This window comes from Alphaproteobacteria bacterium, from assembly GCA_016699735.1.
In the GTDB taxonomy this organism is placed as follows: domain Bacteria; phylum Pseudomonadota; class Alphaproteobacteria; order Micavibrionales; family Micavibrionaceae; genus JAGNKE01.
The window spans coordinates 456,860-476,996 of record CP065008.1 but is presented as its reverse complement, the minus strand read 5'-3'; the positions used below and the strand labels follow the sequence as shown (position 1 = coordinate 476,996).

Genomic DNA, 20,137 nt, shown 5'->3' with positions numbered 1-20,137 from the left:
ATGGAGAATAAAAAATACATCATCGGCGTGCTGGCCCTGCAGGGGGCGGTGGAGCCGCACAGGCCGCATATCGAAGCGGCGGGGGCTGAATTCTGCGCCGTCAAGACCCCGCAGCAATTTGATGCGGTAGACGGGTTTATCCTGCCCGGCGGGGAGAGCACAACGATGCTCAAGCTGATCGAGACGTTCGGGTTGTGGGAGTCTCTTGAGCGGAATTTCAAGACCAAGCCCGTCTGGGGGATTTGCGCGGGGGCAATCCTGATTGCCGAACGCGTGACCCACCCGCAGCAGAAATCTTTCGGCCTGTTGCCCCTCACCGTTGAACGCAACGGATACGGTCGGCAGTTGGAGAGCCACCATGCTCTGATTGACGGTTATGAGGTCTCCTTTATCCGGGCGCCGATTTTCACGGATGTTGGTGAGGGGGTCGAGATTCTGGCCCGCCATCAGGGGGCGCCGGTGTGGGTGCGGAGCGGGAAATATTGGGCCAGTGCCTTTCATCCTGAATTAACAATTACTTATCCCTCCCCCATGCATTCCGGATTTGTTGACCTTGTGCGTCAAGGCCTGTAGAATGGGTATTCTGTAAATAATAAAGAATAAACAGGGTCAGCGGGATGACGACCTCTCAAGAGGGCCAGGATACACCGGCTCCGGCTCCACAGGCGGGGGGTGAGGCCGACCGTGCTTTACAGGCAGAGCGGCGGGCTCTGGAGCGCCATTATTACGAGGACGGGAAGTATAAAGATCGGCTGCCGCAAATCATCAAGGAATATGAAGAGGCTATTCTTCGTGCCCAGAAGGTTCTCGACCTCCGGCATGAGTTGACGTATGAGCCGGAGCTTGCCGTGGGTACTGCGGAAGATGTCGTCAAGCTGGGGCGGCAACTTCGGGACAGCGCGGCGGATTCGTGTCTGCCGGTTGGTCTTGCGGCCCGAATCGCGGCCCGCCCCGAAATCCTCACAGGCGAGGATATCAAAAATACTGACCCAAGGATGCTGGCGAATATCGCCTTCGTGCAGACGGCGCTGGAAATCCCTATGGGCAATGCCCTGATCAACCGCGCCATGAAAAACAGCGTTATCGCCTGCACCCAGGAAGCGATGCCGATGATCGCGGGGTTTTACAGCACGGACCTCAATCTTCTGACGGCGACTACCGGAGATTTAAGCGACGGCAAGATTGACGCCGATAAACTGCTTACGTTTTATGAGGAGCTTTATCACGCCGATCAGGTCAAGGACCGCAATGTTGACCGCCACATGGAACCCGGTCGATACCACCGTCAGGATATCAGCCTGTGGTCGCTGGGGGTCGAGGCCAACGCCAAAGTCGCTGCTGCCCTGATGATCATGGAACACGCGGATAATGGACACGATGAATTCCGGCAGGAGATTCTTGAGAACATCGAGTCTGAGTCCGATGGCGCGATTTTCAAAGCGGTCAGCGATGCCTATGAGAAGCACGGCTTGCAAGCCTTACGCGACGATCCGAAGCTGCTGGCTCCGGCGTTCGAGGCGTTCTTCAGCGAAAGCGGCATGGCCAAGCAGTATATGCAGGGGTATCTTATGGATATTCAGGCCATGCGGATTTCCCAACCTGACGAGTTCCAGAAGCTGATGCGCGGGGCGCGACGGTTTTCTCTGGATGATTTCGTGGACGCGTTCGGGAAAATCCCCGGTACACGCGGCAATATGCTGGAGGGGCGCTATCAGAGCCGCGAGGATCTGCTGCGGCTTTTCCCCGAGGAGTCCCAATTCAGAAAGTGGCTGACCGGGGAGTTTTCGTTTGCTGCGGATGGTGTCGGCATACCGCAAGGGGCGCCGCCCGCTCCTGCGCCGACAGCGGCGCCGAAACCCTGAGTTCTGTTATTTTTTAGCGGGAGTGTGCGACAATGGTTCTGCAGGCGGCTGTGTTCCCATCTGAAGCGCCCTCTCCTGCTGTGCAACGGGGTGCAGGGCTTTCATGTCACTCAGAAAACCCTCAAAAAGACCCTGGTTAAGAACAATCATGTCGCTCTGGCTGACCTGATCGTAGCGTGTTTTTGGCTGATTTCTATCGGGGATCAAATCGACGTCGAGGCCGGGGCTGCCCAAGAGCGGCGAGGCTGCATAGCGGACAATCTCCTGATAGATATCCCGCGCACCAGATACTTCCGCAAAGGAGCGGGCAAGGGTATTCGAGTTCGCTTCGCGCTGCCCTGTATCAGGAAAGACCCGATAGTTCAAATTTCCTGCAGAAAGGGACTCATTGGCGATTTGTGCGGCCCTGGCGAATCCAAGAAGGGCATTTGTACCTCGTCCCTGCACAATCACCGTTTCGCCCAGAAGATTTTCTTTCAGCACGACCGTATTACCCTTGGTGCAATCATCGAGAACAGGCGCTGCATATTGTCCGTCGGGGAAATAACCCTTAATGGCGCCAGTACCTCTTTCAATCTGTTGCGTGTCGAGAGAGGCAAACATACGGCCGTCGGGCGCAATGAGTTCCAGATTGTTATGGGAGGCGAGCATATAAGGGATTTTGTAGGCGCGGGAGACCAGTGTCCAGCCATCCTGAAAAATCTCGCCGGACTGTATGACCGATGAGAGCTTGGCTCGCATGAAATCCTTATCCAGACGGTTGAAACCGTCATCAGGATTGCACTCCACACCCGAAGCATGGCTTGGAAGCTCTGGCAAAAGTCTGGATGCCGGAGTTTTTGATGACCCTTTATCGGGTGCGCCGCTTTGATTGGCCATATTATTAAATTTTCATAATTTACCGCTGTTTCAGCATAATCTATCTGAAACTTATGTGTCAAATTACTCTCATCACCCCCAATCTCCTAGAAGAATTGACACCCCGAGCGAAGTCCCATAAGACAGGGTTATGATCCGGTATCTATCCACGCGGGGGGGCGGCGCCTCCCGGACCTTCGAGGACGTTCTGCTGGCGGGGCTGGCCCCTGACGGCGGGCTTTATGTTCCTGACAGCTGGCCTGCCATTAACGTGGAAGCCCTCAAAGGAAAATCCTACGTCGATATCGCGGAGGCGGTGACTTTTCCGTTCGTCGAGGGCGCCATCGGACGGGTGGAGTACCGGAAAATTCTTGAAGAGACTTACGGACCTGACGTGTTCCGACACCCGGATGTCGTACCTTTGCATCCCCTGCCCCATCAGGCTGGTGGTAATATCACTGTTCTGGAGTTGTTTCACGGGCCGACCATCGCGTTCAAGGATGTGGCGCTGCAACTGCTCGGGCGGTTGTTCGATCATGTTTTGAAGACACGCGGGGAGCGGATGACCATCGTGGGCGCGACATCCGGCGATACGGGTTCTGCGGCGATCGAAGGCTGCAAGGCGTGCGATCAAGCGGACATCTTCATCCTGCACCCCAAAGGGCGGGTTTCAGACGTGCAGCGGCGGCAGATGACTACGGTTGATGCCCCAAATGTTTTCAATATTGCGATCGAAGGGACGTTCGACGATTGCCAGAATCTCGTGAAGGCGATGTTCAATGATGCGCCGTTCCGAGACGGGGTTAGGCTTTCCGCCGTGAATTCGATCAACTGGGCGCGGATCATGGCGCAGATCGTTTATTATTTCGTGGCCGCGGTGAGGCTTGGCGCACCGGAGAAGGAGGTTTCGTTCGTGGTTCCCACGGGGAATTTCGGCAATATGTACGCAGCCTATGCGGCGCAGCAAATGGGGCTCCCGATCAAGCATCTGTGCGTTTCGACAAACAAGAACGATATTCTCGACCGTTTTCTGGCGACGGGGGAGATGACCACGGGCGAGGCGTTTGCGACGCTCAGCCCCTCCATGGACATTCAGATTTCGAGCAATTTCGAGCGGTACCTGTTCGATCTTCTGGACCGCGATCCGGTGAAACTCAAGCAACTGATGGACTCGTTCAAGGAAACGGGGCATTTTGCCGTTGAGGGTGAGCAGATGATTGCGGCGCGGGAAAAATTTCATTCCTCACGCGCTGAGGATTTCGAAACTCTGGACATGATGCAGAAATGCTCGGTGTTCGACGATTATGTCCTTGATCCGCATACGGCGGTCGGGATGATGGGGGCGCGGATGCTTTCGGAGGAAACAGAGGGCAAAGGCACCATCGTCCTTCTGGCCACCGCCCATCCGGCCAAGTTTCCAGACGCCGTGCGGCAGGGGCTGGCGTTTACACCTTCACTCCCCAACCATCTTGCGGGGCTGATGGAACGGGAAGAAAAGTATACGGTTCTGGAGAATAACCTGCGGACAGTTGAAGATTTCATCCGGCAACGATCACGGGTTTCGGGAAAAAAGGTTTAAAGCACATTTATCCCGGGGTGTTTTTGTAGATTACGTCCGTCTCCAACCAGTTTACGGGAATACCATCGTTGTGTGGGTTTGAGTCGTAGTAGCTATAAGGTAGTGCGTAAGGGCGCAAGTCTTCCGGCATAGCTTTTATGCTGCGGTCATATTCCTGTTTTGTAATTCCGTAGCGCACCATGCTGCGGTAAGCTTGTTCGCTAGGCTCGCCCTTCATAATTTTCGTCATTCTATCCTGATGGATGTCATAGATATATTGCGGAGTATCCTCATAGGTTACTGTCGGTTTTTTCCTGCTGCCCGGTGGATCCGTTATAAATACTTGGTCGCGGCGTGTTTTCAGAAGGATTGTCACGGCCGATTCCTGCCCAAGCATTTCGTCAAGGTCTCTCGCTTCAGTCATATGAGCGGAGCCATAAAGTATGACGGCAGGGTTTGCTCCCGCTAGAGCTTTAATGTTTTCAGCAATCTGGCCATTCAGAGGCTCCGATAAGCTATACTCCATAAGTTTTGACAGTCGGTTAAAAGCTTGTCTGAATTTCAAATCCTTGTTTGCCCGAGCGTCGAGGGTCATCGCCAGATTTATTTCATCATCGGTTGTCCTGATCTGCTTCTTATATGTTGTTTCAAAGATGGCGCTGGCCAGTTCCATATCTTTATTAAGTTCCTCGTGGCGCGGGTCGGGATAAACAATCGGAACGCCTTTCATAGCAGCCTCATATAACCGATTGAGTTGTGCTTGAAGCGCCCTTGCTAAATTCCTATTATCTGCCAGTTTAGGGTCATCAAGATGCTCCCGCCCCGTCCAATTCGCGCCATTTGCAGCCTGAATATCCTGATATTTCGTTTTTTCAGTTGTTTTGACCGGAAGCTGGGCTGTCTCATCTAGATACTTCAGAGCTTTAAGGAAGGCTTTTACATCCCGTCCGGAGCCGAAATCCTTGGTAATTTTTTGAGGAATCGAGGGATCGTAGACGGATTCAGACGCAGATAATGAGGCCATTAAATCTGATAGAGAGTCCCCTGAGTTGTTCAGCGCAGTGATAAAGGTGGAGAAAGATTTGTTCGTTTCCTTATCCCAAACACCTGTAAGGTTAACATCGGGATCATTAAACTTTTGTTTGAGAAATTTTTGGACCGTTAAAATACTGTCTCTCGTCTGTTGCGGCTCAGGAGTGTAGCGAGGAGTTTTGTATCCCTCGTTTTCCTTAACACCCCCGTCCTCTATGACCAATGTACTTCCACAATCCTTGAGGGTTTGTATAACAGCAGGATCAGCGGTCATCTCTCGCACGACAGGGGCACCGTGGTCCGTGTCCCCCAAAAGGATATATTTATTGGTTTTGCAGAGGGAGGCCAGAGTGGTAATAAAGTTCGCGTAGCCGTGCGAGGGTTCAGAATCATCGGGGATATCCCTCGGGGAGTGGCACCCGGCAACCACAAACGCCAAAGCGATTGGTGCCAGTTTTTTTGAAATAAAATTACCCACGATATACCCGTTTCATCGCTTTTTTAGTTCTACGGGAATTACATCAAGTTATGACAAAATTGTCAAACAAACGTTGTTTTCTCGCCTCTTCTTCTATATGCATTCTGACATGAACACATTAAGAATCAGTACATTACCTAATGGTTTGCGGGTTGTCAGCGATCCGGTTTCAACGGTTGAGACCGTCGCGGTCGGGGTGTGGGTGAATGTCGGTACGCGGTACGAGGATATGGCGCATAACGGCGTCGCGCATATGGTCGAGCATATGCTGTTCAAAGGGACCAAGACGCGCAGCGCGCTAGATCTGGCCGAAGCGATCGAGAATGTGGGTGGCAGCATGAATGCCTACACCAGCCGGGAACTCACCAGCTATTACGTGCATTTGCTCAAGGACGATCTGGCTTTGGCCATCGAGGTGCTGGCGGATATGGTGCAGCATTCGACGCTGCCGCCCGAGGAGATCGAACGCGAGCGCGGGGTCATTCTTGAGGAAATCGGGATGTGCAACGACACACCCGACGACCTGATCTTCGATAATTATTACGAGACCGCCTATGCGGGGCAGGCGCTGGGTGCGCCTATTCTCGGGAAATCATCCATCATCGCGGAGATGAGCCGCGAAACGCTGCAGCATTATATCCGCGAATTTTATACGCCGGGGCGGATGGCAGTGTGCGCTTCGGGCAACGTGCAGCATGAAGCGCTGGTCGCGCTTGCGGAAAAGTTTTTCAATGCGCTCCCCAACGACACTGTCAACGGAAAAGCCGCAGCTCTCTATACGGGCGGTGAGGACCGTCTTGAAAAGGATCTGGAGCAGAGTCATGTCCTGCTCGGTTTCCAGGGTGTTCCGCGACATGAGAATGCGTATTTTGCTGCACAGACGCTTGCCACTTTGCTCGGGGGTGGAATGTCCTCGCGCCTGTTTCAGGAGGTGCGGGAAAAGCGCGGGCTGGTATATTCCATCTACAGCTTTCATTCCGCCTATACGGATGATGGGCAGTTCGGTATTTACGCCGGAACGGGACCGGAGAAGCTGCCCGCACTAATTCCTGTCGTGTGCGATGAGGTCCGGAAGCTTGCGGGGTCTATCAGCTCTGCTGAGCTTGAACGGGCCAAGGCGCAAATGAGGGCGGGGACACTGATGGGGCAAGAGTCGATGATCTCGCGCATCGATATGTGCGCGAAAGCTTTGCTGCTGAACGGGAAGGTCCGCAATATTGCGGAGGTTATCGATAAAATCAACGCCGTGGACGTTGCGGCCATCGAAGACGTGGCGAAGCGCATTTTCTCCTCACCTCCGACTTTGGCAGCCCTCGGGCCATTGGAGAAGCTGGAGGGGTTCGAAACGATCAGAAAGAGGCTGGCCGCCTAGTTACGCACTACCCGCGGCTCCTGAGAGCATTCCGGGATCGAAGCCGAGTTGGCCAACAGCCTTCGTCCATTTGGCGTCGAGATCTTTATCGAAAATAATTGCCGGGTTCGCGTCCGTGACCAGCCAGGCGTTCTGCTGGATTTCCCAGTCGAGTTGGCCCGCGCTCCAGCCTGCGTAACCGAGAATAAAGAGCAGGTGATCCGGCCCCTTGCCGGTGAATATTTCCCTGACCGCCTCGACCGTTCCGGTCACGCCGAACTGACCGTCGATGACCACCGTTTCCTCGCGGCGGAAATCGGGGGAGTGGAGCAGGAAGCCGCGGGCGGATTCCACAGGGCCGCCGCTCATGACCGGCATCTGGTATTTTTTCAGGTCGATGACAATGTCGGAGCGGATGTCGAGTTGGCTGATCAGCTCATGAAAGGCGACGCCGGGAAGTTTGTGATTGACCACGAGGCCCATAGCGCCGTTTTCATCGTGGGAGCACATGAAAATCACGGCACGGTGAAAGCGCGTATCGCCCATTGAGGGCATGGCAATCAGGAGTTTTCCGGTCAGGTAACCGTCGCAAGTCGATTTCCGTTCATTCGAGAAGGCCATGCGTGTCTCCTGTGGTTTTCTCCGGTCCGGGCGAACCGGAGATATTCATCATATAAAAAAGAGTCCTTTTGGTGGAAGAAAAATCCTTAAGGTCAGTAATTGAAGGGGTAGATTGCCAATATTTGTTAGCAAACTTCTAAATAACCTGCCTTTGCATCTTAAGGCGAACCTTATATAATGTTTTTTAGTGTTTACTTAATTAAGTATAATCTATAATATAACTCCTATGGACAAGTTTGCTGCCCTTGCCGACCCGACCCGAAGACGCATCATAGAGATGCTGGCCGCGAATCATGCGCTTTCAGCTTCGGACATCAGCAAAAATTTTTCTTCAACCCCCTCCGCCATTTCGCAGCATCTCAAAGTGCTGCGCGAGGCGGAGCTGGTGCACATGGAAAAGAAAGCCCAGCAGCGAATCTATTCGATCAATGCTTCGGAAATTGAAGAAATGGAACAGTGGTTGGCGCAGATGAGAAAATTCTGGAGCGACCGATTCGATGCGCTTGAGGCTTTGCTTAAAGCGGAAGACACCGCGAAAAAGAAATAGGACCATAAAACAACAGAAAGGATTTTGCCCATGACAAACCCTGCGAAGGACAAAAATGTGACGGCGGATAATTTCGTCTTTACTATCGAGCGCACGTTCGATGCGCCGCGTGAGCGGGTCTGGAGCGCGTGGACGGACGAGCAGCAACTGGGCCTGTGGTTCGGGCCGAAAGGCTGCCCCATCGGTTTTGGAAAAATGGATTTCCGCGTGGGAGGAAGTTATCTGTACCGCATGGATATGCCCAACGGCGATCAATGGTGGGGGAAATGGATTTTCAGGGAGATCGTGAAGCCGGAGCAGCTTGTCATGATTACGGGGTTTTCCGATTCTAACGGAGAGATGACCCGTCATCCGCTAGCTCCGGCCTGGCCGCTGCAGATGCACTCCATCACAACTTTCACTGAAAATGATGGAAAAACCACGATCTCTCTTGAATGGACCGCTTATAATGCGACGGAGGAGGAGCGTCAGATCTTCTTCGAAGGCAAGGACAGCATGAACAAGGGCTGGGGCGGAACGTTCGAGCAGCTTGAAGCGTTTCTGGCCAAGGGCTGAAATAATTAGTAGTGTCAAGTATACAAGAGGAGGAAACCCCATGACCTATGTCGATGGATTTGTTGTTCCGGTGCCGGAGGGGAAAATCAATGAGTATAAAAAGATGGCCGCGCAGGCCGGTAAAATCTGGATGGAGCACGGCGCTTTGGCTTATGTCGAGTGCGTGGGGGAGGATCTGGAAGATAAGGGATTCTGCAAGACGTTCCCCGATGCCTTCAAGACCAAAAAGGGTGAGACGGTGGTGTTTGCCTATATCGTTTATAAATCCCGCGCCCACCGCGACAAGGTGAACGCAAAAGTCATGGCGGACGAGCGGATGAAGTGTCTGCCTGATAGTATGCCGTTCGACTGCAAGCGCATGGCTTACGGGGGCTTCAAGGCTTTGGTTGCTTTGTAACAGCGGAGAGATTCATGACCCTTATTTTTCTTATTCTTTGTGCGGCTCTGGTCGGGCTGGCGATTTTTGTTAATATCCAGCCGGATCGTTTCAAGGTTACGCGCAGCGCAGTGGTGCCCGGATCTCCCGCTGAGGTGTTCGCGCAGGTGAACAGTTTGCGAAACTGGAACGCGTGGTCGCCATGGGCGCGGATGGACCCGAATGCGAAAAATTCATTCGAGGGGCCGGAGTTCGGGGTGGATGCCGCCATGAGCTGGGCGGGGAACAAGACTGTCGGCGAAGGCAAGATGACGATCATCGAAAGCCGTCCAAATGAAATCGTCAAATTCCGGCTGGAATTTATCAAGCCGTTCCGGGCTACCAGCACAACCATTTTTACATTCACGCCGGAAGGCGCAGGCACCCGCGTGACGTGGAGCATGACCGGCGATAAAAATTTCATCGCCAAGGGGATGCATCTGATGATGGATTGCGACAAAATGGTCGGCGGTCCGTTCGAGGACGGGCTCAGGAATATGGGCGAGGTTCTGAAAAAGGCGGCATGAGCGGGGCGGAGAAGAAACCTGAGACTTTTACGCTGGTTATCGAGCGGCTGTTCGACGATACGCGCCAGCGGGTGTTCGAGGCGTGGACCGACCCGGACCAGCTTGAAATCTGGTGCAAGCCCTTCGATTTCACGATTCCGCATCAGGAGGGGGATATCCGCCCCGGCGGGGCGTACCGGACGTGTCTGCGGGGGCCGGACGGGACGGAACACTGGCTGAGCGGAGTGTATCAGGAGATCGTGCCGTTTGAGTGCATCGTGTTCACCCATGTCTGGGATACGGCGAACGGGAGTCCGGGCGTGAAAACGCTGGTGACGGTCACGTTCGCGGATTTCGAGGGGAAGACCAAGATGGTGTTTATTCAGGAGGGTCTGGATTCGAAAGAGTCGATGGACGGGCACGAAGGCGGATGGAGCGAGGCTTTCGAGCAGCTCGAAGAGCATCTTTTTACCGAAGCGATCGGAATGATTTGAGTTACATTCTGGCTAATATTTTCTGAGCAATGCGCGAATTCATCGTTCTCATGGCTTTTTTGACGTCGCTGGCTGCGCTTTCGGTGGATGCGATGCTGCCGGCGCTGGAGCAGATCGGCGTTGACCTTGAAGTGGCACGGGCGAACAGCGTGCAGCTTGTGATTACCGTTCTGTTCGCGGGGATGATGGCGGGATATCTTATCTACGGGCCGGTGGCGGATGCGTGGGGGCGGAAACCGGCGCTCAATCTGGGGCTGGGGCTTTATATTCTGGGGAGCCTGATCTGCTGTCTGTCCCCCTCCCTCTGGGTTCTGCTGCTCGGGCGGTTCGTGCAGGGGCTGGGCGCGGCGGGCGGGCGGATCGTGACGATTGCCATCGTCCGCGATACGTTCAGCGGGCGGGAGATGGCGCGGGTGATGTCCGTCATCATGGGGATTTTCATTCTGGTTCCCATCGTGGCGCCGGCGCTCGGGCAGGCGGTTCTGGCGGTGGCGTCCTGGCGGGCGATGTTCGGATTTTTTATTGTAGCGGCGCTGGTGGCCGGGATTTGGACCTTCTTTCGCCTTACGGAAACACTGCCCCCGGATCAGGCCAAGAAGTTGAGATTTTTGGATCTGGTCGATGGTTTCAAAGAGGCGGCGGGGACGCGGGTGACGCTGGGGTATGCGGTCACGAGCGGGATTTGCTTTGGGGCCATCATCGGATATCTCAACAGCATCCAGCAAATCCTGCAGGATATCTATCACGCCGGACCTCTGTTCGCGCTTTATTTCGGGATGATGGCGGCAATGATCGGCGCCGCGTCTTTCGTCAACTCGGCTCTTGTGCAGCGGCTGGGGATGCGGCGGTTGATCCGGCTGGCGTTGCTGGGCATGATTGGACTTTCTCTTTTGTTTCTGCCGCTGGCGGTGCAGGTATCCGTCGTTCCCCTGCCCGTTTTTCTGGCCTATGCCGGACTGTGCTTTTTCTGCCTCGGGCTGATGTTCGGGAATATGAGTGCGCTGGCGATGGAGCCGATGGGGCATATCGCCGGATCGGCCTCGGCGTTCGTCAGTTTTGTTTCCACGGGGGTAGCGATTGCTTGCGGAGCCTTGATCGGGCAGCTTTATGACGGGACGGTCGTGCCGCTGGCGGGCGGGTATCTGACGCTGTCGGTGGGCGCTCTGCTGGTTATGCAATGGACGGAAAACATCAATAAAAACAATAGGTAAAAGACAAAATTTACCCCTAAGTATTATTTTCATAATACTTAAGTTAATCTTTATTATGACTTGCATTTTCACTAAATTGTAATGAATTGCCGCCATAATTGGGCCTGTAAGTGGCTTGATATTATTGGGAAGCCTCCGATTATTTTCCTTGTATCCCCGAGATGGACTACCCGCTCCTTCCTGCCCCTGCTGGCCGGATGCGCGATGCTGTGCGCGGGTCCGGCTGCTCTGGCCGATGATGCGCCGCTCAAGGGGCGGGCGGAGGTGAACTGGCGGTACGGGACCGAACGCTCGATCCTGATGACCGATTTCTGGGCGCCTCTCGCGCAGGATGAAGACGGTGTGCTTTACGCCGATGTCCGATTGATGGGCGACGATCACGATAACCGCGAGGGGAATTTCGGAATCGGGTACCGCACGATTACGACCGCTCCCGTCCTGGGCAAGGGCGTGGTCGGCGTTAATGGTTGGTTCGATCGCAGGATCACCGAAAACGATTCACACTTCCACCAAATTACGATGGGTGCGGAATGGCGGGGCGAGGCTCTCGATGTTCTCGCCAACGGTTATATCCCGCTTTCGGACGAGCGGCGTTTTACAATCCCGAATGAAGATCCGCAAGGCGCGGGCTTCTCCGGAACGGGGATCGTCGTCGATACGGACGGCACGGCCATCGAGGAGCCACAGGCCGGGTTCGATCTCGAGATCGGATGGGAACTGGGGCAATCGATCGGGATGATCCGTGAGCATACGGATGCGGTGCGGGTTTATGGCGGCGGGTATTATTTCGACGGGGCGAATACGGACGAGACCGCCGGATGGCGCACGCGGATCGCCGCCGATATCACGCCCGATCTTCAGGTCGGGGCGCGGTTCCAGAGGGATGATGAGCGCGGGTCGCAGGGGTTTATTGAGGCTACGGTGCGCCTGCCCTTCGGGCATAAGAAAAGCTACCGCAAGGAGGGGCTGAAAGCGCGGCTGGACGATGCGCCGGAGCGCGATATCGATATCGTCACCGCGCAGAGCGTCGTCGATCCCGGTGCGCGTGTCGTGGTGGAGAATGTGAATACCGGCAACGCACAGGTCGTCCTGCACGTCGATAACACGGCGGCGGGCGGCGGGGATGGCAGCGCCGAGGCTCCTTTCAATACTCTTGCGAACGCGCAGGCCGCCGCGACACCGCACAGTATTATTTATGTCCATGAAGGGGACGGCACGGCGGCCAATCAGGATACCGGAATCACACTCAGCCAGACCGGGCAGCAGCTTTTGGGCAGCGGGGCGGATTTCTTTTACAACACTTCGCTCTTTACCACCCGGAACGGTCTGGCACCCCACGCCCTGCTGATTGCTGAGGCCACCACTGCGCCTGTGCTCTCCAACATCAATGTCAGCGGCGATGGGGTTACGGTTACCGCTGATGATGTCAGAATTTCCGGCATCAGGGTTATCGGCGCTCAAGATATCGGAATCTCGGTTGTCAATGCTGATGGTGCTGTCATTGAAGATGTCGCGACTAACAATAACCTCGGCCGCGGCATCTATGCCCAGAATACCGATGGCGGAACGCGATCTATTACCATCCGCGACCTTACAACACAATTAAACGGGAATGTAGGGCTACAGATCGATACAAATGGTGCCAGCACGTGGAATACGATTTCGCTTACCGATATCGATTCCAGTTCGAATGGCCTGCGCGGGATATATGTTATCAATACCGGAGTCAGCGTTATCCGGAATCTACAGATGGATAACATTACCGCGAACTCCAACAGTTTTGGCGGTGTCTTGATACAAAACACTTCCAGTCTTCTTGATAACCTGTCTATCAGCAACGCGACCGTAAACTTGAATACCGGTGCAGGTATTCAAGTTACTTTGAGCGGGGTCAGCAGCACAATCAATTCTATCGATCTTCAGGATGTTACCGCCAACCAAAACAGTTCTCTGGCCGGTGTTTACATTTTTGGCATCGGAGCAAGCAATTCTCTAGGTTCCGCTCATCTGGACAATGTTACTGCCAATAGCAATATTAACGGTATCTGGTTGCGTTTTCTGGCCGCACGCCTCTTGTCTTCACATATCGAAAACAGCCAGACCAACAATAACTCCAATGTTGGGCTCTATTTCTTCGGCTCGAGTCTTACGCACATCAACTCTTCTGTTGAAACCCACTATTCCACTGGAAATGCGGCAAACGGGGTTTATGTGGATGACGATGCCATTAGCCTTACGCCGTTTAATATCGATCTGGGCGGCGGGACGCTGGGCAGCGCGGGGAATAACCGGATTTTTGGAAACTCTGGCACTGAGCTGCGGGTCGATCTGGATGGCGGGAATCTTATGGCCGAGAATAACTGGTGGGGCAATCCCGCCGGGCTTTTGGGCGGGGAAGTGACGCTTGAGGTCGGCAGTACTGTGGATGCCGATCCTTTTCTTGCCGCCGATCCGGGGCCGTGATCGAATGGTTTACTTTATTTCTTCAGTGCAGTTATAGCAGCAACAGCCCGATCCGTGGGTGTGGGTGGCGGTGTTCTTTTCGAGGGATTGCGCCGCCTCCCTCACGCCGAAATCCGCCTTGGACAGGCCGCTGATAAACACTAACGCGCAAACGGCCAATGCACATCCGCAGTTCAAGATTTTCATCATAAATTTCCTCCGAAGTTATTCAGGTTATTTCAGATAAGGCAGGCATTGCGTATATCCGGCCGCTATGTCGTCCTGTGTAATCTTATGGACGGCCAGATGGTTGATCATGCCCCGGATCTGATCCGGGTTCGTCGAGGGATTATTGCGCGAGGCCATGAGCCATTGCCTTTGCCACGGCTGGAGGCGTTCTACGGCCTGCTCATCCAGGGGCTCATATTGCGCGATAAAGGCCACGGTGAGAGCGGGCGGGCGATCCGCGACCTTATACAACTTATGACAATCAATGGGCACAAGTGTGCCGTTTGCGAGAGTCTGGGTGAATTCGCGGTCCTGCGGCGTTTGCGGGCCACGTTGTTCCTGCGAGACTGCCTCGAAGGGGGCGGACAGGTTCAAAAATGCGGCCAAGGCGGATGAGGTCAAGAAATGTGTGTTGTGCTTCATTGGACCTTAATACTCTGCCTTCTCTTTAAGTGTTACTATATAACATATTTGTCACTTTGCAAGCATGTGCTTCTTTTTTTGATCCTTGTGGCTCTAATCTTGCAGATGTATGATCCGGCGCTGTCCGCTCCCGTTTCAATTTTTTTGTCGAAGGCTCATGTCCGATTTCTCCACCGCCGCGCTTCTTGGATTTATCGAAGGATTGACCGAATTTCTTCCGGTCTCCTCGACCGCGCACCTGCTGATCCTCACGGACCTCTTCAAATTCGCCGGACCGCCGGGGCATCTTTTCGAGATCTTTATTCAACTGGGCGCGATTTTTGCCGTTGTTGTGCTTTACCGGAAAAAGCTTTTCAGAACCGCTTTCACGCTTCATTCCGATCCGGCGTCGCGGCATTTCGCCACGATCCTGCTTATCGGAACCCTTCCGGCGCTGGTCGCCGGGGCGATCGGGCGGGATTTCATCAAGGGTACGCTTTATAATAATCCCCTGGTGATCGGGACGACCCTTATTCTGGGCGGACTCATTATGCTGATCGTCGAGCGGAACCTGCCGAAGGCCAGGATTGAGAATATCCAGTCCGTTCCCCTCAAGACCGCTGTGATGATCGGGTGCTGTCAGGCGCTCGCGCTTATTCCCGGCGTGTCGCGGTCGGGGGCGAGTATCATCGGCGGATTGATGGCGGGGCTTTCACGTCCGGCGGCGGCGGAATTGTCGTTTTTCCTGGCGATTCCCGTCATGTTTCTTGCCGTCGCTTATGATCTTTACAAAAGCTGGGACAGTGTTGCTGCCGGGGATTATCTCGCGTTGATGCTGACGGGGTTTGGAGTAGCATTCGTGACGGCGCTGGTGGTTATCAAGGCCTTGCTCGGCGTGGTGAACCGCTACGGGTTTTATCCGTTTGCGGTCTACAGGCTGTTTGCGGGGGCGTTCGTTTTCTGGGCGTTCTGGTGACCAGCGGCGACTTAAATGGCCATTGCTTGCGTTCTTGTCGCTGACGGGCTGTAGGAGGCTTGGGACGCCGCAGCAGGAACTTCTGGTTCTGAAGGAGAATTGCCGGCGGTTATGAATTGGGCTGCCTGCTGGGGGTAGCGGGCGGAGATTTCTTCCGCGATCGCCCTGTTTTCAGGATCTGTGCTGTTTAGAATTTGTCGTATTTCCGCGTGTTCAGAGGAGTCGAGGTCTTCCCCCGTCTTCAGCCTTTCAAACGCGCTGGCTACAGTTACATAATCCGAATTGCTTTCGATATCGAGAGACGCGCGCTGACCCGGCCGGGGGGTGAAGAGGTTCGAGAGATAATCCCGCATCACTTGCGGATTCTGGCGCAGAGCATTTTCCGCCTGCATACGCGCCCAAGCCCCGGATAAAAAGCCCTGCTCTTGCGCCCTAACAAGATTTTCAATCAAGGGATCCTGACGGCCTGTGTTGAACCGGGCCGTCGATTTTACGACCTCGAGAAGCTGATCCGGGGTCATCAACCCTGCCAATGCCCTTGCCCCTGAAGGATTGGCCAGCGCCTGATCGAATTCCGATTGGAAATTCGATCGAGCTTCATCGAGCCTTTGCTGCGCCGCCTGCACCTCCGGCGTGCTTGTAATGATATAATGGGAGGGAGGCATCCCCATAGGAACTTCCCCCGACCCCATGTTCATCAAGGCCTCCGTAAACCAATGAGGGCGGTTTCTTTCGTAGGCCTGATTATAAGCCGTTTGCGCGGCCTCCACGCCCTGCCTAGCTTCGACAAGTTCCCTGAGGGACGGCGGCGCTGAGGCCGCGTTGGTGGGGATCATGCGGTAGGTGTCGTTGCCGATCTGGCCGCGCAAGGACGTTCCCGCGACCATCGAAGGGCTGAGCATTTCGTGCACGTCCTGCGGCAACTGATGGCGGTCGGAAAATTCCCTGAAACGGTTGTAGGCGATGCGCTCGACGATCGCCATCCCGGGAATGGACGTTATAAAGGGGTCGGCGGCCTGGGCCGTCAGCATCGGGCCGACTTCGCCCATCATCTGACGATAATCGCGATAAGCCGCGTCCGTGAGGCGGCCTGAAGCATGAAGCTGTCCAGCCAGATCGAGAGTCATGGCGTTCGCCCTGTCCGTCAAGGCGACAGAAGCGGCCGTGAGCGCCACTGTCGTCACGACCCCGGCCTTGCCGATATTCGCGGGCAGGCGCAAAGCCTTCAACGCCCGGGCCGCCTCGGCCAAGTCGGAAAGGGTTGCCAAGCCGCGGGCAGCCCGGGCCGTCTCGGCAATGGGCGCCCGAGCAACAGTTTCCAGCGCCGTCATCACGGCCGTTCTGGTCGAAGCATCCATACCCCTAAAGGTCTCGTCGAAAAACTTCAGTCCCATTTCGCGCGTCGCTGCGTCCGGGCTCATCGCCATTTCCTTGGCGTGAATCAAATCCCTCACGGGTTCGATAGCGTTAGGACTGACTCTTGAAAGAGTATCCGCTGATATATTTGTCGGAAGCCTGTTGAACGCATCAACCTGCCCCACAGGAGCGTCCGCCCAGCCCAGATATCTCTGCAACGCCTGCTCGGATGCGTGTAAAGCATCGGCAGAAGATCCATAGGGTATGTTGGTTGGCACCGTTCCCGGATTGGCAGACAGGTGAGTGCGGACCGCCGAATTGATCACCCCTTCCGAGAGTCGCGCCCCGCCCGTGTTGTGCGCCTGAAACTCCTGAACCAAGCCGCGCACGCCCCCTTGGGAAATCACGGCCTGCGGTGGGCGGTTGCTCTCGAAAAAAAGCTGGGCGGCGGCAGCCCGGTTTCCTTCAGGAAGGTTATTGAAGGTATGGACTGTGACCGCACCGTTATTAATTTCCGTGACTCTGTTGGTCCGCTCGTCGAGAAAAAACATTCTCGTCGGCAGGCCATTATCGGCGCTAACCCCGGCTATAAATCCCCTCCCTGATTCCAAGCCAGACGCCCGGACATAACTCAAGGACGTCCATGTCCTGTACTGAGGACTTAATTGATTAATTGTCTGATTTCTTGAACCGGAAAAATCCTGCTCCGCTCTGAACCCCGGCACTTGTGAGAGCGCGGGATGGTTGCTCGGGATGCTCCGGGCGAATGTTTCGGCCTGAGCCCTAACAGAACCGGGAGTACGCGCGTTATCAAAGGCTTGGCCATGTCTTTGGGCTTGCCTCCACTCCGTATCAAAATCCGATGCCCCTGCCCCTTGCTGGGGGTAGATCGTCCCCAGATCAACTTCGCCGCGCGATGGATTAAAGACGAGCTTTACGTTGTCTGTGCTGTTAAAAACGACAAGAGCCCCGTCGCCTCTGACGTATCCGCGCGTTTGGGGAGAGTCCAGCATCCGCCCCATATAATCTTTAAGATCCTCGGGATTTCGGATATCAATGCCTGCCTGCTGGAATTCATTCGCTCCGTTTCTGGGACGACCCCGAAAATTATTCCCCCTTCCCTCAACGTGCTCGGGGAAAGCGTGGCCTCGGGATACATACTCCAGAAGATCGTCAAAGGTTATGGGCATCCCGCCCTCACTCCGTTAGGGGGCACGATCCAGATAGTCGGCCGATATTTGCCTCAAGTTTTCAACCATATCCGGGGAGACGTCATATTCGACTTCATCTCCACCCATACGAAAACCGTAGGACCAGGCGTTGGCCAGAGTCGTGAGCCCCAGAAACTCCTGCGGGGTTAGCAAGAGCGGTTTGGTTTCATCGGTCTGGCTTAAAATTTTTTCCTTAAGAACCGCGTAATATTCAGGCGCTCCTGCGGCGTTACTTGTGTCAATCTGTTTTGTGTCGATGCTTTGCTGCAGAAACTGCGCGAGTTCCTGTCTTTGTTGGAGTGTTGCATCGATATAAATTGTGCCTTCGGAAACGCCTCCAAAGCGCATGGACAGTTCCCCGCCTGTCTCGTCGAGTTTACGAGCCCCCATGATTTTCCCCTTTTATTATGCGTTACCGAAATTTTTAGGTTAGCCGGTTGCGCTATTATGACATACTAAAAATGCGAATGGCAAGAAAACTTGATTTTGTAACGCATAAATTTATTATTATATTACAATTACTTATGTAGGTGGTGTTTTTTAATCACCGCTTCTGCACGATGCCGAAAAGGTCGTAGTCCTCGGCATCCTCAATCAGAACGTTGACGATATCGCCCTTATTTATGCCTGCAGGCAGATCGCGGATGAAGACGGTGCCGTCGATTTCCGGCGCGTCGCCCTTTGAGCGGCCGTCTGCGCCTATCGCGCCGTCTTCGTCCGGTTCGCCGATTTCGTCGATGATGACCTCCAGAACTTGACCGATTTTCTGTCGGGCCTTCGCGGCGGCGATTTCGGTCTGGAGGGTCATGAAGCGTTCCCAGCGTTCCTGCTTTTCATCTTCGGGGATATGTTCGGCGATTTCGTTCGCCTTTGCGCCGTCCACGGCTTCGTATTTGAAGGCGCCGGCGCGGTCGATCTGCGCGTCCTCCAGCCAGTTAAGAAGGATTTCAAAATCCTCCTCCGTCTCGCCGGGGAACCCGACGATGAAGGTCGAGCGCAGGACGAGGTCAGGGCAAATTTCCCGCCATTTGCGGATACGGTGGAGCGTTTTTTCCTGCGCCGCGGGGCGCTTCATGGCCTTCAGCACCGCCGGGCTGGCGTGCTGGAAGGGGATGTCGAGGTAGGGCAGGATCAGGCCTTCGGCCATCAGGGGGATGACGTCATCGACATGGGGGTAAGGGTAAACGTAGTGGAGGCGCACCCAGGCGCCGTATTCCCTGGCCAGCGTCCCGAGCGCTTGGCAGAGATCGTAGAATTTGGTTTTTATGCGCTGCCCGCGCCACGGGCTTTCGGCATATTTCAGATCGATGCCGTAGGCGCTGGTGTCCTGCGAGATCACCAGAATTTCTTTCGTGCCGGCTTTTAACAGCTGTTCGGCTTCATGAAGGACACGGTGGATCGGGCGGCTGACCAGATCGCCACGCAGGGCGGGGATGATGCAAAACGAGCAGCGGTTGTTACAGCCCTCGGAGATTTTGAGGTAGGAGTAATGTTTGGGGGTGAGCTTCAGCCCCTCCTCCGGCACGAGATGGACGAAGGGGTCGTGCGCGATCGGCTGGGCCTTTTTTACGGCGTCCACGACCTGTTCGTACTGATGCGGGCCGGTGATGGCCAGAAGTTTCGGGTAACGCTCGGTGATGGTTTCGGCTTCGGCGCCCATGCAGCCCGTGACGATGACGCGACCATTGGCGTCCAAAGCCTCGCCGATGGCGTTCAGGCTTTCCTCCTTGGCGCTGTCGATAAAGCCGCAGGTGTTGACGACCACCACGTCCGCGCCTTCGTAGGAGTTCGTGAAGTCATACCCGTCGGCGCGCAGCTTGGTCAGAATCCGCTCGGAATCGACCAGAGCCTTGGGGCATCCGAGGCTGACCATGCCGACGATTGGGGTTTTCTGCGCTTGTTTCATAGCGGGGGGTTATACTTGATAAGTCTGTGAACAGGCAAGGAGTCTCTCTTATGAAATAAACTGTCAGTTCTCGTTATTCCCCATCAGATATTTGACATATTTTTTGTGTTTATTATAAATGAAGTTTC

At 54.8% G+C, this 20,137-nt stretch carries 20 protein-coding genes; 12 read left to right on the top strand and 8 right to left on the bottom strand.

Translation table 11 applies throughout. The features are described 5' to 3' along the window. Together pdxT and IPN28_02265 are read left to right on the top strand one after the other, a co-directional pair. The gene (pdxT, locus tag IPN28_02270; GenBank protein ID QQS57668.1) at window positions 1–573 is read left to right on the top strand and encodes a pyridoxal 5'-phosphate synthase glutaminase subunit PdxT; all 573 of its coding nucleotides are present in this window, start codon (window positions 1–3) and stop codon (window positions 571–573) included. Window positions 574–617: 44 nt separating this feature from the next. Further along, window positions 618–1,862: a hypothetical protein gene (locus tag IPN28_02265; protein ID QQS57667.1), complete on the top strand. Its 1,245-nt coding sequence runs from the start codon at window positions 618–620 to the stop codon at window positions 1,860–1,862. 6 nt (window positions 1,863–1,868) lie between these two features. Here the strand turns inward: IPN28_02265 and IPN28_02260 are convergent, their stop codons facing one another. Further along, window positions 1,869–2,741: a hypothetical protein gene (locus IPN28_02260; protein QQS57666.1), complete on the bottom strand. Its 873-nt coding sequence runs from the start codon at window positions 2,739–2,741 to the stop codon at window positions 1,869–1,871. 133 nt (window positions 2,742–2,874) lie between these two features. Between IPN28_02260 and IPN28_02255 the strand changes: the two genes are divergently transcribed. Beyond that, window positions 2,875–4,299, top strand: coding sequence for a threonine synthase (locus IPN28_02255; protein QQS58511.1), 1,425 nt, complete (start codon window positions 2,875–2,877; stop codon window positions 4,297–4,299). 7 nt (window positions 4,300–4,306) lie between these two features. On the opposite strand, the gene IPN28_02250 is transcribed toward IPN28_02255, so the two are convergent. Further along, window positions 4,307–5,788 (bottom strand): hypothetical protein, encoded by a 1,482-nt coding sequence (locus tag IPN28_02250; GenBank protein ID QQS57665.1) that lies wholly within the window; start codon window positions 5,786–5,788, stop codon window positions 4,307–4,309. Window positions 5,789–5,897: 109 nt separating this feature from the next. On the opposite strand from IPN28_02250, the gene IPN28_02245 reads away from it, so the two are divergent. Continuing rightward, a complete protein-coding gene (locus tag IPN28_02245) occupies window positions 5,898–7,160 on the top strand; it encodes an insulinase family protein (protein QQS57664.1) in 1,263 nt (420 codons plus the stop codon). Here the strand turns inward: IPN28_02245 and IPN28_02240 are convergent, their stop codons facing one another. After that, window positions 7,161–7,760, bottom strand: a complete 600-nt coding sequence (locus IPN28_02240; protein ID QQS57663.1) for a YqgE/AlgH family protein — start codon at window positions 7,758–7,760, stop codon at window positions 7,161–7,163. A 205-nt stretch (window positions 7,761–7,965) separates the two neighbouring features. Here IPN28_02240 and IPN28_02235 point away from each other — a divergent pair, with 205 nt between their 5' ends. From IPN28_02235 to IPN28_02205, 7 genes are all read left to right on the top strand, one after another. Beyond that, window positions 7,966–8,307 (top strand): winged helix-turn-helix transcriptional regulator, encoded by a 342-nt coding sequence (locus tag IPN28_02235; GenBank protein ID QQS58510.1) that lies wholly within the window; start codon window positions 7,966–7,968, stop codon window positions 8,305–8,307. Between the two features lie 30 nt (window positions 8,308–8,337). After that, window positions 8,338–8,862: an SRPBCC domain-containing protein gene (locus tag IPN28_02230; protein QQS57662.1), complete on the top strand. Its 525-nt coding sequence runs from the start codon at window positions 8,338–8,340 to the stop codon at window positions 8,860–8,862. A 40-nt stretch (window positions 8,863–8,902) separates the two neighbouring features. Beyond that, window positions 8,903–9,259, top strand: a complete 357-nt coding sequence (locus IPN28_02225; GenBank protein QQS57661.1) for a DUF1428 domain-containing protein — start codon at window positions 8,903–8,905, stop codon at window positions 9,257–9,259. 14 nt (window positions 9,260–9,273) lie between these two features. Continuing rightward, window positions 9,274–9,804: an SRPBCC family protein gene (locus IPN28_02220; protein QQS57660.1), complete on the top strand. Its 531-nt coding sequence runs from the start codon at window positions 9,274–9,276 to the stop codon at window positions 9,802–9,804. Next, complete coding sequence (locus IPN28_02215) at window positions 9,801–10,277, top strand: SRPBCC domain-containing protein (GenBank protein QQS57659.1); 477 nt, start codon at window positions 9,801–9,803, stop codon at window positions 10,275–10,277. The genes IPN28_02220 and IPN28_02215 overlap by 4 nt, the downstream gene beginning before the upstream one ends. A 50-nt stretch (window positions 10,278–10,327) precedes the next feature. Beyond that, on the top strand, window positions 10,328–11,488 hold the full coding sequence (locus tag IPN28_02210) for a multidrug effflux MFS transporter (GenBank protein QQS57658.1): 1,161 nt from the start codon (window positions 10,328–10,330) through the stop codon (window positions 11,486–11,488). Between the two features lie 204 nt (window positions 11,489–11,692). Then, window positions 11,693–13,951: an inverse autotransporter beta domain-containing protein gene (locus IPN28_02205; GenBank protein ID QQS57657.1), complete on the top strand. Its 2,259-nt coding sequence runs from the start codon at window positions 11,693–11,695 to the stop codon at window positions 13,949–13,951. A gap of 9 nt (window positions 13,952–13,960) precedes the next feature. On the opposite strand, the gene IPN28_02200 is transcribed toward IPN28_02205, so the two are convergent. Together IPN28_02200 and IPN28_02195 are read right to left on the bottom strand one after the other, a co-directional pair. Beyond that, entirely contained in the window at window positions 13,961–14,140 is a 180-nt protein-coding gene (locus IPN28_02200; protein QQS57656.1) for a hypothetical protein, read from the bottom strand. 24 nt (window positions 14,141–14,164) lie between these two features. Further along, window positions 14,165–14,581 carry a hypothetical protein gene (locus IPN28_02195; protein QQS57655.1) on the bottom strand — a complete coding sequence of 139 codons (417 nt, stop codon included), beginning with the start codon at window positions 14,579–14,581 and terminating at the stop codon, window positions 14,165–14,167. Between the two features lie 157 nt (window positions 14,582–14,738). Between IPN28_02195 and IPN28_02190 the strand changes: the two genes are divergently transcribed. Beyond that, complete coding sequence (locus IPN28_02190; GenBank protein ID QQS57654.1) at window positions 14,739–15,536, top strand: undecaprenyl-diphosphate phosphatase; 798 nt, start codon at window positions 14,739–14,741, stop codon at window positions 15,534–15,536. 11 nt (window positions 15,537–15,547) lie between these two features. Here IPN28_02190 and IPN28_02185 read toward each other — a convergent pair whose 3' ends face one another. From IPN28_02185 to rimO, 3 genes are all read right to left on the bottom strand, one after another. After that, window positions 15,548–18,082 (bottom strand): hypothetical protein, encoded by a 2,535-nt coding sequence (locus IPN28_02185; GenBank protein QQS57653.1) that lies wholly within the window; start codon window positions 18,080–18,082, stop codon window positions 15,548–15,550. 15 nt (window positions 18,083–18,097) lie between these two features. After that, a complete protein-coding gene (locus IPN28_02180) occupies window positions 18,098–18,493 on the bottom strand; it encodes a hypothetical protein (GenBank protein QQS57652.1) in 396 nt (131 codons plus the stop codon). 154 nt (window positions 18,494–18,647) lie between these two features. Further along, the gene (gene rimO / locus IPN28_02175) at window positions 18,648–20,009 is read right to left on the bottom strand and encodes a 30S ribosomal protein S12 methylthiotransferase RimO (GenBank protein QQS57651.1); all 1,362 of its coding nucleotides are present in this window, start codon (window positions 20,007–20,009) and stop codon (window positions 18,648–18,650) included. Window positions 20,010–20,137 lie beyond the last annotated feature (128 nt).